The sequence below is a fragment of the Synechococcus sp. A15-62 genome (assembly GCF_014280075.1).
In the GTDB taxonomy this organism is placed as follows: domain Bacteria; phylum Cyanobacteriota; class Cyanobacteriia; order PCC-6307; family Cyanobiaceae; genus Parasynechococcus.
The window spans coordinates 54621-68828 of sequence record NZ_CP047950.1; the positions used below are offsets into that span (position 1 = coordinate 54621).

General features: G+C 63.5%; 10 protein-coding genes and 1 pseudogene. 5 read left to right on the forward strand and 6 right to left on the reverse strand.

Features of this window, described 5'->3' with window-relative positions:
• Window positions 1-16: 16 nt before the first annotated feature.
• Window positions 17-1576, forward strand: coding sequence for a SpoIID/LytB domain-containing protein (locus tag SynA1562_RS00305; protein WP_186494222.1), 1560 nt, complete (start codon window positions 17-19; stop codon window positions 1574-1576).
• A 24-nt stretch (window positions 1577-1600) separates the two neighbouring features.
• A complete protein-coding gene (locus SynA1562_RS00310) occupies window positions 1601-2920 on the forward strand; it encodes a glycosyltransferase family 2 protein (protein ID WP_186494223.1) in 1320 nt (439 codons plus the stop codon).
• Between the two features lie 56 nt (window positions 2921-2976).
• Here SynA1562_RS00310 and SynA1562_RS00315 read toward each other — a convergent pair whose 3' ends face one another.
• The 5 genes from SynA1562_RS00315 to tig form a co-directional block, all read right to left on the reverse strand.
• The gene (locus tag SynA1562_RS00315) at window positions 2977-4893 is read right to left on the reverse strand and encodes a DNA polymerase III subunit gamma/tau (RefSeq protein ID WP_186494224.1); all 1917 of its coding nucleotides are present in this window, start codon (window positions 4891-4893) and stop codon (window positions 2977-2979) included.
• A 23-nt stretch (window positions 4894-4916) separates the two neighbouring features.
• Window positions 4917-5555 carry a lecithin retinol acyltransferase family protein gene (locus tag SynA1562_RS00320; RefSeq protein WP_186494225.1) on the reverse strand — a complete coding sequence of 213 codons (639 nt, stop codon included), beginning with the start codon at window positions 5553-5555 and terminating at the stop codon, window positions 4917-4919.
• A 4-nt stretch (window positions 5556-5559) separates the two neighbouring features.
• The gene (gene clpX / locus SynA1562_RS00325) at window positions 5560-6909 is read right to left on the reverse strand and encodes an ATP-dependent protease ATP-binding subunit ClpX (protein ID WP_114988861.1); all 1350 of its coding nucleotides are present in this window, start codon (window positions 6907-6909) and stop codon (window positions 5560-5562) included.
• A 90-nt stretch (window positions 6910-6999) separates the two neighbouring features.
• Window positions 7000-7674 (reverse strand): ATP-dependent Clp endopeptidase proteolytic subunit ClpP, encoded by a 675-nt coding sequence (clpP, locus tag SynA1562_RS00330; protein WP_186494226.1) that lies wholly within the window; start codon window positions 7672-7674, stop codon window positions 7000-7002.
• Between the two features lie 43 nt (window positions 7675-7717).
• Window positions 7718-9127 carry a trigger factor gene (gene tig, locus SynA1562_RS00335; protein WP_186494227.1) on the reverse strand — a complete coding sequence of 470 codons (1410 nt, stop codon included), beginning with the start codon at window positions 9125-9127 and terminating at the stop codon, window positions 7718-7720.
• 157 nt (window positions 9128-9284) lie between these two features.
• On the opposite strand from tig, the gene SynA1562_RS00340 reads away from it, so the two are divergent.
• From SynA1562_RS00340 to SynA1562_RS00350, 3 genes and pseudogenes are all read left to right on the forward strand, one after another.
• Window positions 9285-10307 (forward strand): aspartate-semialdehyde dehydrogenase, encoded by a 1023-nt coding sequence (locus SynA1562_RS00340; protein ID WP_186494228.1) that lies wholly within the window; start codon window positions 9285-9287, stop codon window positions 10305-10307.
• Window positions 10307-11215: a 4-hydroxy-tetrahydrodipicolinate synthase gene (dapA, locus tag SynA1562_RS00345; protein ID WP_186494229.1), complete on the forward strand. Its 909-nt coding sequence runs from the start codon at window positions 10307-10309 to the stop codon at window positions 11213-11215. The genes SynA1562_RS00340 and dapA overlap by 1 nt, the downstream gene beginning before the upstream one ends.
• Before the next feature lie 52 nt (window positions 11216-11267).
• Window positions 11268-13307, forward strand: a pseudogene (locus tag SynA1562_RS00350) (ribonuclease J).
• Here SynA1562_RS00350 and SynA1562_RS00355 read toward each other — a convergent pair.
• Window positions 13293-14186 carry a hypothetical protein gene (locus SynA1562_RS00355; protein WP_186494230.1) on the reverse strand — a complete coding sequence of 298 codons (894 nt, stop codon included), beginning with the start codon at window positions 14184-14186 and terminating at the stop codon, window positions 13293-13295. The pseudogene SynA1562_RS00350 and the gene SynA1562_RS00355 overlap by 15 nt on opposite strands.
• Between the last annotated feature and the right edge of the window lie 22 nt (window positions 14187-14208).

Genomic DNA, 14208 nt, shown 5'->3' on the forward strand with positions numbered 1-14208 from the left:
ACGTGCCCCCCGCTGAATGATTCGGCTCCTGACGCTCACATTGCTGCTCTGTATGGGACTGGGCTGCCGCGCCCGCGAGGAGGTTGATGCCCTCCAACCCACTGAGACTGAGCCTGCTGTGGTCAAACAGGTTCAACGGGCGACGCATCCTTCCGTGGTCGACCCACCGCCCGTTGAGGGTGCTGAACCGGTGTTGTGGGTTGCCTTGGAGGACCACCTCGGAGCTGCCGCGAGTGCTGCTCCGTTAAATCTGCTTGCCTTTGCTGGATCGCTCACCCTTCGCGATGCCATGGGGGAGCAACGCATGGGCCCGGGCTTCGCGATTACCTGGCGAAGCGTGCCTTTGGACCGACCGCTGCCGTTGGCTCGTCGGGTTGCAGGCCCCTTCGCCAGCTTCGAGTCGGCGGATCGCGTCGCTTCCCGCTGGCGAGACCTGGGGGTTGCAGCTGAGGTGGCCCATCCCAGGGAATGGGAGGTGTGGGCGCCGGAAGGTTCGCCTGTGCCCGAGGGTCTGGCCTTCCGCGATTGGCAAGGCAGCCTCACCAGCACCGTCGAACCGGTATTGCAGACGCCGGAGGGGGGACGCACCCTCCAGGGTCCCGTTTCGATTGAAGCCTCGGACGGCTTGCTCTGGGCGGGTGGACGCTTTCAGGGGCCCTTCCGCCTGCAACGGGACGCCTACGGCAGCTGGACGCTGGTGGAGCAGGTGCCAGTGGAGCGCTACCTCGAGGGGGTGGTGCCCCATGAGATCGGTGCCGGTTCACCGATGGCGGCGTTGCAGGCGCAGACCGTTCTGGCGCGCACCTGGGCTCTGGCCAACAGCCATCGCTTCAGCATTGATGGCTATCACCTCTGCAGTGACACCCAGTGCCAGGTTTACAGCGATCCCCGCCATGCGGGAGCCCCTGTGCGCAAGGCGATTGCGGCCACCCAGGGAAAGCTGCTGAGCCTGAACAATCAGCCGATCAGCGCCGTTTATCACGCCACCAACGGCGGGATGATGGCTGCCGGGCCGGAAGCCTGGGCCATGCAGCCCAGCACCTACTTGCGGGCGAAGCCGGATGGGGATGAGGGCTGGCGCAACCGTCATCCCTTGCCCTTGCAGCAGCGCAAGGCTGTGGAAGCGTTGCTTGCCGATCGCAGCGGGGCCTATGGCCAGCAGCACCCCCGCTTCCGCTGGACCCGAACCCTTTCGGGTCCGGGTTTGCGTCAGGCCCTGGGCGCAGCCGCAGACCTGCTGGTCTCTCCTTTGCAGCTAAGGGTGCTGGAGCGGGGCGCCAGCGGCAGGGTGCTGGCCTTGCAGATCTCAGGCAGCAGTGACGCCGCTCCAGTGACCCTCAAATTGGATGCCATCCGTCGCACCCTTCGCACCCTGCCCAGCACCCTGTTCGTGTTTGAGCCTCAGGGCGATGAACGCTGGCTGGTGCGGGGTGGTGGCTTCGGTCATGGGGCTGGTTTGTCGCAGGCGGGAGCGATCGACCTGGCCTGGCGTGGCTGGCCCGTGGAGCGGATCCTGAGCCATTACTACCCAGGGACTGTCTACGGCCCGCTCTCAACACCAGCGCAGTCCCCTTAAAGTCCTTCCCACCTGGGCATCTGGATGAGCTCGAACGCCACATCGGGTGATCACCGTCGGGTGAAATCGGCAGCATTCCTGTTCGCCTGTGGATGTGCTGGTGCTGCTCCCCATTGGCTCGACTCCGCCCGTTCGCTCTGGCCCGCCATCAGTCTTGCCTTGATGCTTGGGGGCTATGGCCTCCGTTCCGTCATGCGCGGGCAGCTGACACGTGGGTCATCGGCGTCCGTGCCTGAGATTGATCGGGCCAAGCTTCCCAGCCTGGATGTGGTGGTGGCTGCCCGCGACGAAGAGGCAGTGGTGCCGCGTTTGGTGGAACGGCTCACATCCCTTCGCTATCCGTCCAGCCAACTCACCACTTGGGTGATCGACGACGGAAGTCTTGATCGGACCTCCGAGTTGCTGGACGATCTGGCCAGTCAGCACCCTGGACTCAATGTCATCCATCGCCAGCGCAATGCCGGCGGTGGCAAGTCGGGTGCGCTCAACACCGCCTTGAACCGTCTCAAGGGTGAGTGGCTGCTGGTGCTTGACGCGGATGCCCAATTGCAGGACGACCTGCTTGAGCGTCTTGTCCCCTACGCCCTGGATGGTGGTTGGTCGGCGGTGCAACTGCGCAAGGCCGTGATTGATGCCGATCGCAATTGGCTGACGCGATCCCAGGCGATGGAGATGGCTTTGGATGCCGTGATCCAGTCGGGCCGACTGGCCAATGGAGGGGTGGCGGAGCTGCGGGGTAACGGACAGCTGATCAAGCGCTCGGTGCTGGAGGCCAGCGGCGGCTTCAACGAAGACACCGTTACCGATGACCTTGATCTCAGCTTCCGCCTGCTGACCCATGGCGCCTTGGTGGGATTGTTGTGGGACCCTCCGGTTCAGGAAGAGGCGGTACCCGGTCTTCAGGCCCTGTGGAAGCAACGGCAGCGCTGGGCGGAAGGTGGCTTGCAGCGGTTCTTCGATTACTGGCCGGTGCTCACCTCAGCGCAGTTGAGTCTTCGTCAGCGCTTGGATCTGACGGCCTTTTTTCTGCTCCAGTACGCCTTGCCGGTGGTGTCCTTCGCTGATCTGAGCACGGCTCTGATCACCCGAAGCGTGCCGGTCTACTGGCCTTTGTCTGTGGTGGCGTTCAGCGTGTCGGGTCTGGCCTACTGGCGCGGATGTCGCGATGGCAGCGAGGGGCCGGAGATTCCCTCAGCGAGCCTGGCCAATCTCTTCGTCGCGATTGCTTACCTGGGCCACTGGTTTGTGGTGATTCCCTGGGTGACCTTGCGGATGTCACTGCTCCCCAAACGCTTGGTCTGGGCCAAAACCAGCCATGGTCAGGAGCATCCGGTTCAGGCCTGAGGTTGTTGCCTGTTGGACAGCATGACCGGGGGGAGAGTCGCCGACTCGACGCACACTCAGTTGACCTCGTCAACGTCGAGCACCTGACCGTTGAAGAAGTCCGCCAGGTTGCGGGCCTGACGATCCAGACCTGAGGGAGGACTGGCTTGAGGGCTGGATTCTGCTGGTGCAGCTGCCGGGTTGGCGTCCAATGGTTTGGCTTGGGTGTGCGGCAGTTCTGGCGCTGGCACCGAAGCTGACGCTGGTGTGGCTGAGGGTGCCGGCGTTGGCGCCGGTTTTGGTCCGGGGGGCTCGACCTCTGCTGGGGCTGTTTCGACCGGCGTTGTTGCGATGGCCGGTGCGATGGGGGGGGGTGTGGTTGGTGGAGTGATTGACGGTGTTGTGACCGGGGTTGTTGCCAGCGGAGGTGGCATGGCGCTGTTGCTGGCCTCCAGCACCAGCTGCCTCGAGCCGCCCAGCGCTTTGGCCACGGCTTGTTCCAGCAGGGATGCCCGGCTCTGCACCATCCCCATCCAGTTGCCTGCCACCTGAACAACGGCGCGGTTGGCATCCAGACGCACCAGTTGGGCCTGCTGCGACAGCAGCATTCGGGTGGAGGGCAGTTCGAGACTGCCCAGGATCTGTTGCCATAGCTCGGGCAGGTTGGTGCTGGCTGCCGGTGCAGGGGTGGAGACCGTCGGCAGTTCCGGTGATGGCGCAGGGGCAGGTTTTGGGCTGGGGGTGGGCGCCTCGATTGCAGGGGCGGCTGCAGGGGCTGCAGTGGAAGGCGTGGGAGCAGGAGGGGCGATTGGTGTTGTTGGTGGGTTTGCTGCTGCTGCCGATTGCGTTGTTGCTGGTTGTCTTTGGGCTGGGGCTGATGTTGTGGGTTGAGCCGCCACCGGTTCCGCCAGCAAGCCCAAAAGCAGCACTTCCAGCCACAGGCGCGGCTGCACGCTTTGGCGCAGTTGTTGCTCGGTGCCGCGCAGTTGCGCCTGCCATTGCAACAAGCAGGCCCTGCCGATGGTCTTGGCGAGGGTGGGCAGCTGCTCGCGGAACTGGGGCGACACGCTGGTGAGTTCCAGTCGCTCTGGAGCGGCGGCCATCAGCACCAGATCGCGCAGCATCCCGGCCAGACCCTGAAGCACGGCCCCGGGATCCCGGCCCCGGTCCAGCAGGTTGCGGGTGGCCTCCAGCAGTTGCACAGGTTCGGCGCTGCTCATGGCCCCCACCAGCTCCAGCAGTTCCTGTTCGGGCACGGCCCCAAGCAGATCCCACACCGCAGCGGCTTCGATCGGTGGCGGTAGCAGGCTCAACTGATCCAGCAGGCTTTCCGCATCCCGCAGGCCTCCCTGGGAACGCTGGGCCACCACATGAATGGCCTCAGGCTTGATCTCGATCGCTTCCTGTTCGGCGATCCAGCTCAGATGCTTGTTGAGGGCATCCAGAGGAATGCGCCGGAAATCAAAGCGTTGACAACGGCTGAGGATCGTCGGCAGCACCCGTTGCGGGTCGGTGGTGGCGAGCACGAACACCACCTGCGGCGGGGGCTCCTCCAGGGTTTTCAGCAGAGCGTTGAAGGCTGCGGTGGAGAGCATGTGGCACTCGTCCACCACGTACACCTTCCAGCGGGCCTGCACCGGCGCGAAGCGGGAGCGTTCGATCAGCTCGCGGATGTTATCGACGCCGGTGTTGGAGGCGGCGTCGATCTCTATCACATCGAGGGCGGTGCCGGCGGCGATCGTGGTGCAGAGCTCGCAGGTGCCACAGGGCTCTGGGGTGGGCCCCTCGCTGTTCAGGCAATTGAGCGAGCGGGCCAGGATGCGGGCGCTGGAGGTTTTGCCGGTGCCGCGGGGGCCGCTGAACAGATAGGCCGGGGCAATCCGATTGCTGGTGAGGGCGTGGCCCAGGGTGGCGGCGATCGCCTCCTGCCCCACCAGCTGATCAAAGCGCTGGGGCCGGTATTTGTGATGCAGCGGCTGGTAGGCCGAACTCATGCGCCGCGAGCGTTGAGAGGAGATTACTCAGAGGAATCGGAGCCTGGAAGGGCGGGGTGCTGTTGGAGCAGGGCATCAATCCGTTGTTTCAGGTCTTCGACGGCGGTCAGTTCATCGGCCAGGCTCTGGCCCGTGAGCAACAGCCGGCGATCGGTTCCCTCTCCTGCCCGTTCCAGTAGACCCTCCAACTTGTGCAGTAGCGAGAGGCGCAGGCGTTCCAGCTTCTCCACACCCCGCTTGGCCATGGCGCGGGCGTCGTCATCGAGCAGGCCCCGTTTCACCAGGAGCTCCAGGCCCCGCATCAGCGCCGAAGGCATCAGCCCACTCCAATGGCGGGCCCGCTCCAGCACGGAGTCCACCTGCCCACTGCGATGACGTCCGGTTTTGCACCAGGTGGCGAAGTGCTCGCAGTTGTTGAACAGCAGGTTGTAGTCCTGTTCCCCCAGGCGCCCCATGGCCCGGCGCAGGGTCACACCCTGCGGAGACGACTCGACGTAGTTGATCACCCGCACCGGTTGCCCCTGGCTGAACTCCTCCAAGGGGCTGCGCAGGATTTCACGCCCTTCCAGATAGTGGGCGACGGTTCCGTCGCCGAGGTCGATGCCGTGGTGGTTGAACAGGCCGTGCTGACGCGGCACCTCCAGATGGTCAGCAGCAGCCAAGACTTCAGGCGGTCTTCTGTTGTTCCGCTCCAGGCAGGGGGAGCACCTTGCCGCCCGTGTGTTCCTCCACCATCGCTCGGGTGACGGTGAACTCCTTCACCGATGTCTGGGAAGGAAGGTCGTACATCAGGTCCAGCATCAGCTCCTCAACGATGCCGCGGAGGGCGCGGGCGCCGGTCTTGCGCCGGTGGGCCTCCTGAGCGATCGCCTCGATGGCGTCATCGGCGAATTGCAGTTGCACGTTGTCCATGCTCAGCAGGGTGCGGAACTGCTTCACCAGGGCATCGCGGGGCTCGGTGAGGATCGACTGCAGGGCGCTTTCGTCCAGGGGCTCCAGCACGGCACTCACCGGCATCCGCCCGATGAATTCGGGGATCAGGCCATAGCGCACCAGATCATCCGGCTCCAGGTGCCGCAGCACCTGGGCGGCCTGAAGGTCGCGGTTGGCGCGGCTGCGTCCACGGCCGTCGCTGGGCATGAAGCCGATGGCATTGCGGCCCATGCGTTTCTGCACCACGTCGTCCAGGCCGACGAAGGCACCACCGCAGATGAACAGGATCTGGCTGGTGTCGATCTGGATGCAGTCCTGATAGGGGTGCTTGCGCCCGCCCTGGGGCGGCACGTTGGCAACCGTGCCCTCCAGCATTTTCAGCAGGGCCTGCTGCACACCTTCGCCCGACACGTCCCTTGTGATCGAGGGGTTCTCGCTCTTGCGGGCGATCTTGTCGATTTCATCGATGTAAATGATCCCCCGCTGGGCCTGGTCCACATCCATGTCGGCCTTTTGCAGCAGACGCAGCAGGATGTTTTCCACGTCCTCACCCACGTAGCCCGCTTCGGTGAGGGTGGTGGCATCGGCCACGGCGAAGGGCACGTCCAGCATTTCGGCCAGGGTCTGGGCCAGCAGCGTTTTGCCGCAGCCGGTGGGCCCGATCAGCAGGATGTTGCTCTTGTGCAGCCGGGTTGCCGTTTCCTCGGTTTCGCCCTGGCCATCCCCCTGCCAGGCCAGACGTTTGTAGTGGTTGTAGACCGCCACCGACATCACTTTCTTGGCCGCGTCCTGGCCGACCACCTGCTGATCCAGGAAGCTCTTGATGTCCTGAGGCCTTGGAATGGAGGCCAGGGTCGGGGCCGGTTTGCTGCTCTTGCGGGCGGCTGGCGTGGCCTTGCGGCTCGGTTCGTGGCTGTGGCGTGGATTGCCCTGACCATCCACCAGCTCTTCATCCAGGATCTCGTTGCAGAGATCGATGCATTCGTCGCAGATGTAAACGCCAGGTCCGGCGATCAGCTTGCGCACCTGGTCCTGGGATTTCCCACAGAACGAACATTTCAGATGGGCGTCGAACTTGGCCATCGAACGCTGGGCACCACACAGGAGAACAACTCAGGAATCAACCGATGGGGTCTCCCTGAACACACAGGATCGAGAACGGAAGGGCGTCTGTCAGCCCTCCGTAATGATTCCTCCGTCCCCGGAACTGTCCACCACGCGATCGATCAGGCCGTATTCAACCGCTTCTGCCGGAGAAAGGAAGTAGTCGCGGTCGGTGTCTTCCGAGATCTTGTCGAGCGGCTGGCCGGTGTGCTCCGCCATCAACCCGTTCAGGGTTTCCTTGAGGTAGAGGATTTCCTTGGCCTGGATCTCAATGTCCACCGCCTGCCCCTGGGCTCCACCAAGGGGTTGGTGAATCATGATCCGGGCATTCGGCAGGGCAAGACGCTTGCCCTTGGTGCCTCCGGAGAGCAGGAAGGCACCCATGCTGGCGGCGAGGCCATAGCAGATGGTCACCACATCTGGAGCCACCTGCTGCATCGTGTCGTAGATCGCCAGACCAGCGGTGACCGACCCTCCCGGAGAGTTGATGTAGATCTGAATGTCCTTTTCGGGATCCTCGGCTTCGAGGAACAGCATCTGCGCCACCAGGGCATCAGCAACGGCGTCATCCACGCCGGTGCCGAGGAAGATGATCCGCTCCCGCAGCAAGCGGGAATAGATGTCGAAGGCGCGGTCGCCGCGACCGGACTGTTCCACAACCGTGGGCAGAGGCCCCGGCGCCGAGACGGGCATGGCGGCCCGCCAGCGGTTCTGGATGGGGTGGTGACTGCGGGCGTCGATCACGCGATCGGTCTGCGGTGAAGTTGGGCCAATCTATGGGCGTTGCTCAGTCCTTGGCGTCCGCCTTGGACTTGCTCTTGGCCGCGGCCTTCTTGGCGGCGGGCTTTTTCTTGGCTTCAGCCTTGCTGTCGTCAGCTGCCGGCGCCTTCTCGGTGAGGGTGCTGTTCTCCTCGAGCCAGCCCATCAGACGGTCCTGCATCAGGTCATCCATTACGGCCTGACGCAGGCGCTCGGGATCGATCTTGGCGTCGGCGGAGAGCTCTTTTTTCACCTCCTTGATCTTGGCGTCCACATCCTTGTCGTCGAGCTTGATGTCCTCCGCTTCCGCCAGGGCGGTGAGGGCAAAACTGCGGCGCAAACGCTCTTCGGCCTCGGGGCGTGAGTTCTGCATCAGGTTGCGCACCAGGTCGGGAGTGAACAGCGACTTCACATCCATGCCCTGCTGGGCGAACTGAGCTGCGGTCTGCTCCAGCAGGTTGCGGCTTTCCTGTTGGATCAGGGCTTCGGGCAGCTCCACCTCCAGCTGCTCCACCAGGGCGGCGACGAGGGCATCGCGGCGGTTGCTGGTCTGACGGCGTTCGGCGTCGTCCTTCAGCCGCTGCTCCAGATCTTTGCGCAGGTCCGCCAGGGTCTCCTGTTCGCTGGCCTGCTTGGCGAATTCGTCATCCAGCTCGGGCAGTTCGCGGGTCTTGAGGTCCTTCAATTCGATCTCGAAGGCGGCCTTGCGTCCGCGGGCGTCCTCCTTCGGGTAGTCGTCAGGGAACTGGCACTCCACGGTTTTGGTCTCGCCGACCTTCATGCCGATGACCCCTTCGATAAAGCCTGGGATCATCCGGCCGTTTTCCAGGTCCACATCCATCGAATCGGCGCTGCCGCCCTCGATCTCGCTGCCGTCATCGCTGTAGGTGCCTTTGAAGCCGAGCACAGCGATGTCGCCGTTCTTGGCGGCACGACCCTCCACCGGAACGACCGTGGCCATCTGCTTGCGGGAGTCCTCAAGCATCGTGTCGACCCGTGAGGCGTCATAGGCGACGGTTTCGAATTCCGCCTTCAGGCCCTTGGTGGTTTTCAGCTTCGGCGTCGGGGCGACGTCGGCTTCCAGGGTGAAGGTGAGTTCCTTGCCGGGCTCAAAGCTCTCCAGCAGGCCTTCGAAACCACTGCTCAGATCAGGCTGACTGATCGGTTCCAGCGATTCCTGCTTGATGGCGTCACGCCAGGCGTTATCGATCAGCTTTTCCAGAGCTGTGGCTTTGATCCGCACGCCTCCCAGCTGTTGCACCAGCACCGTGCGCGGCACCTTGCCCTTGCGGAAGCCCGGCAGGTTGATGCTGCGGCTCAGGCTGGTGATGGCGTCTTCGTAGCTCGTCTTGCAGCGCTCCCCAGGAACGGTCACCGTCACCGCCAGGCGGCTGCTGGGGCGGGCTTCGGTGGTCACCTTCAGGGCTGCAGCGCTCATGGGGGAAGGGAAAGGGCAGCCAAGCACTTTATGCAACGGGTGAATTCAGGCTGGATCGGTAAGCTGAGCGCGTCGCTAGGTCGGCATCACGTTCTCTACGCAGTGATGTCGGATTCGAGAAACGACGGGTTTTCGTTCAGATCGTCCACTCCACCGCTTGTCTTCGACCCTTCCCAATCGCCCTCTCAACGTTGCAGTTCTCGGTGCCAGCGGTGCTGTTGGTCAGGAACTGTTGCTGCTTCTTGAAGAGCGCCGTTTCCCCGTTGGCGAGCTGAAGCTGCTGGCGTCGGCCCGTTCGGCTGGCCAGACCCAAACCTGGAACGGCCGCACCCTCACGGTGGAAGAGGTATCTGCTCAATCCTTTGACGGGGTCGATCTGGTGCTGGCGTCGGCCGGTGGTTCTGTCTCGAAGCAGTGGCGCGAGGCGATCACCGCCGCCGGTGCGGTGATGGTGGATAACTCCAGTGCCTTCCGGATGGAGGATGGTGTGCCGCTGGTGGTGCCTGAGGTCAATCCCGATGCGGCCTTCGCCCACAAGGGCGTGATCGCCAATCCGAATTGCACAACCATCCTGCTCACCCTGGCTTTGGCTCCTTTGGCGGCCAAGCGGGCGATGCGCCGGGTGGTGGTGAGCACCTACCAATCCGCCAGTGGTGCCGGTGCCCGGGCCATGGAGGAGCTGAAAAACCTTTCGCAGACGGTGCTGGATGGCGGCACTCCGAAAGGAGAGGTGCTTCCCTATTCCCTGGCGTTCAACCTCTTTCTGCACAACTCTCCCCTGCAGGCCAACAGCTATTGCGAGGAGGAGATGAAAATGGTTAACGAGACCCGCAAGATCATGGGTCTGCCGGATCTGCGCTTCACCGCCACCTGCGTGCGGGTGCCCGTGCTGCGGGCCCATTCCGAAGCGGTGAACATCGAGTTCGAGTCCCCCTTCCCGGTTGATGAGGCACGTGAGCTGCTCGCGGATGCACCTGGTGTGGAGTTGATTGACGATCCGGCGTCGAACCGTTTCCCGATGCCGACGGATGTGACCGGTCGCGACCAGGTGGCGATCGGGCGGATCCGGCAGGACATCAGTGATGCCAATGCTCTGGAACTCTGGCTGTGTGGGGACCAAATCCGCAAGGGAGCGGCGCTTAATGCTGTTCAGATCGCTGAACTGTTGATTCAGAAGTGATGACCCAGGCCGCCACCCTCTCGCCAACGCCTTTCGGTCGTGTTGTCACCGCGATGGTGACCCCCTTTGATGCCAGTGGTGCTGTAGATCTCAGCGTTGCCGCAAACCTGGCACGGCACCTCGTGGATCAGGGCTCCGATGGATTGCTGGTGTGCGGCACCACCGGTGAATCGCCGACCCTCAGCTGGGACGAGCAGTTGCAGCTGCTGCAGGCAGTGCGTGATGCCGTTGGCAGCGAGGCCAAGGTGTTGGCGGGCACCGGCAGCAATTCCACAGCTGAAGCGGTGGAGGCCACCAAGGAAGCGGCGGCGGCAGGCGCGGATGGAGCTCTCGTTGTTGTTCCTTACTACAACAAGCCTCCCCAGGAGGGTCTGGAGGCCCATTTCCGGGCCATTGCTGAGGCGGCTCCTGAGCTGCCGTTGATGCTCTACAACATCCCCGGCCGCACCGGCTGCAGCATCGCCCCGGCCACGGTGGCCCGGCTGATGGACTGCCCCAACGTTGTGAGTTTCAAGGCCGCCAGCGGCACCACTGAAGAGGTCACGGCGCTGCGGCTGGCCTGTGGTCCGCAGTTGGCGATCTACAGCGGTGACGACGGCCTCACCCTGCCGATGCTTGCGGTGGGTGCCGTGGGCGTGGTGAGTGTGGGCAGCCATGTGGCGGGCCCTGAGATCCGCGCCATGATCGAGGCCTATCTGAACGGCGATGGTGCCTCCGCACTCGCCCTGCACGACGCGTTGATTCCCCTGTTCAAGGCTCTGTTCGCCACCACCAATCCGATTCCCGTCAAGGCTGCCCTGGAACTCAATGGCTGGTCTGTCGGTGCACCCCGTCCGCCCCTGTGCTCACTTTCTGACGACATGAAACGCTCGCTTTCCAACGCCATGGCCGCCCTCCGTCAGACCTAGCTCGGTCCGGCTTATCGGCTTACGCAACCCGTTCTTTTACACATCGTTTTTCATGGCCAACAACGCGCGATCCAGCAAGGGTCAGGAGCCCTGCCTTCGGGTGATCCCCCTGGGTGGTCTGCACGAGATCGGCAAGAACACCTGTGTTTTCGAGTACGGCGATGACCTGATGCTGGTGGATGCCGGTCTGGCCTTCCCCAGCGACGGCATGCACGGGGTGAATGTGGTGCTCCCCGACACCAGCTTCCTGCGCGAGAACCAGAAGCGGATCCGCGGCATGATCGTCACCCATGGTCATGAAGACCACATCGGTGGCATCGCTCATCACCTCAAGCACTTCAACATTCCGGTGATCTACGGGCCGCGGCTGGCCCTCTCGATGCTCACCGGCAAGATGGATGAGGCCGGTGTCCGCGACCGCACCACCCTGCAGACCGTCGGTCCGCGCGATGTGGTGAAGGTGGGTCAGCACTTCTCCGTGGAGTTCATCCGCAACACCCACTCGATGGCCGACAGCTTCTCGCTGGCCATCTCCACACCGGTGGGAACCGTGATCTTCACGGGAGACTTCAAGTTCGACCACACCCCGGTCGACGGCGAAAACTTCGACATGGCCCGTCTCGCCCACCACGGTGATAAGGGCGTCCTGTGTCTGTTCAGTGATTCCACCAATTCCGAGGTTCCTGGCTTCTGCCCGCCGGAACGCTCGGTGTTCCCCAACCTGGATCGCCACATCGCCAATGCCGAAGGGCGGGTGATCGTCACCACCTTCGCCAGCTCGATTCATCGCGTGTCGATGATTCTGGAGCTGGCCCTGAAAAACGGCCGCAAGGTGGGGCTTCTGGGCCGCTCGATGCTCAATGTGATCGCCAAGGCGCGGGAACTGGGCTACATGCGCGCGCCGGATGAACTGTTTGTGCCGATCAAGCAGATCAACGATGTGCCCGATCGCGAAACCCTGCTGCTGATGACCGGCAGCCAGGGTGAGCCGCTGGCCGCCCTGAGCCGCATCTCCCGTGGTGAGCATCCCCAGGTGAAGGTGAAGACCACCGACACGATCATCTTCTCGGCTAGCCCGATCCCGGGAAACACGATTTCTGTGGTCAACACCATCGACAAGCTGATGATGCTGGGCGCCAAGGTCGTTTACGGCAAGGGCGAAGGCATCCACGTCTCCGGCCATGGCTTCCAGGAAGACCAGAAACTGATGCTGGCCCTCACCCGGCCCAAGTTCTTTGTGCCGGTGCACGGTGAGCACCGGATGCTGGTGCAGCACTCCCGCACCGGCCATTCGATGGGGGTCCCTGTCGACAACACCCTGATCATCGACAACGGCGATGTGGTGGAGCTCACCGCGGATTCGATTCGCAAGGGCAATGCGGTGAAGGCAGGCATCGAGCTGCTGGATCAATCCCGCAATGGCATCGTCGATGCCCGTGTGCTGAAGGAACGTCAGCAACTGGCCGAAGACGGCGTGGTGACGATCCTCGCCGCCATCAGCACCGATGGTGCCATGGTGGCTCCGCCGCGGGTGAACCTGCGGGGTGTGGTCACCACAGCTGATGCCCGCAAGATGTCGTTGTGGGTGGAGCGTGAAATCAAGTGGGTGCTTGAGAACCGCTGAAAGCAGCTCTGCCGCAACACCGGTGGCAAGGCACCCGAGGTGGACTGGATGGGTGTGCAGCGCGAAGTGGAGGTGGGCCTTGGCCGCCGGATGCGCCGTGAACTTCAGGTGGAGCCGCTAATTCTCTGTCTGGTGCAGCCGGCACCAGGTGGCACACCGGTTTACAAGGGCCGTGCTGATGCTGAGCCCGATGACCGTCCGGCTCCCCGCGGTCGCGGTGGTCGTGGCGGTGGCTCTCCCTATGGCCGTCGCAACGGTGGTGGCGGTGGAACCCCCGCTCCGGTGCGCAACAACCAGGGCAACGGCCGTTCTGGTTCGGCAACACCGGCTCCCGTCCGCGCTGCTGCTGCGACCGCCGTGGTGGAGAAAGTCGCCCCCCAACCGGTTGTCGAAAAGGCAGCCCCAGCTTCTCCGGAGCCGGACATGCCTGCAGGCCGCACCCGTCGTCGTCGTTCAGCGGCCAGCTGATCGGGCGAAGACCCCTTTGATCCTGTTGATCAGCCCCATCGGCTCCACGGAGTCGGTGGGGCTTTTGATGTCGGGCTGGAGTTGAACGCGGAGCCATGAGTTCTCCAAAAGCTTTGTGGCCGCAGGCTCCTGGTTTGCGGGCTCGACGGCGTCGAGGGATGGCTTTTCTTCGCTGAGTGCTTGTTCCTGGTTCGCGATCTCGAGCTCGACGTCTGAATTGACTTCCGGGGTAAGCGTTGGATCTGGGCTTGGGCTCGGGGTGATTGTCTCGGCGTTGTCTTCGCTTGATTCCTCTGTTGTGGGGTTGATCTCCAGGTCTGCGACCTTGATTTCGGAATTGGCTGCTGGAGTCACCATTGTCTCCGGGTTTCGCACAGGAGACGGAGTGAGAGAGGGATCCGCAGTCGGCATGGGCCGGGGCTCCTCATCACTGGACAACCACGGCATCGCGGTGACCACATCAGCCGGTGCTGGCCTGGCTTGACCGGGATCCGTGCTCAGGAAGGGATCTTTGAGCAGGTCTGGAATGGCGCCAGTGGTTATGGGCGTCGTACCTGCTCCGCTGGCGATGTCCTTTGCTCGGCAGCGCTCCAGCCCCTGTTCCGCCAGGGCGGCGATGGTGGCGTCCACATCACCCTCAAGCACCCGTTCGTAGGCGGCGGCGGCTTGCTCCGGTTGCTGGAGACCATGCAGTTGGATGTGACCCAAAAGCAGCGACACCACCGCCCGCCAGCCCAAGACCAGGCTGGGGTCGTGGTCGTTCGAGGCGCTTTGGAGTTGATCCCACAACGCTGAGGCGATGGCATGGGCCTCGGCGTACTCCCCGAGGCCATAGGCCCGTTCTGCGGCTTGGTAGTGCTGCTCGAAATCGGCGTCCACGCGTTGGGGGGCCAGTCCCCCC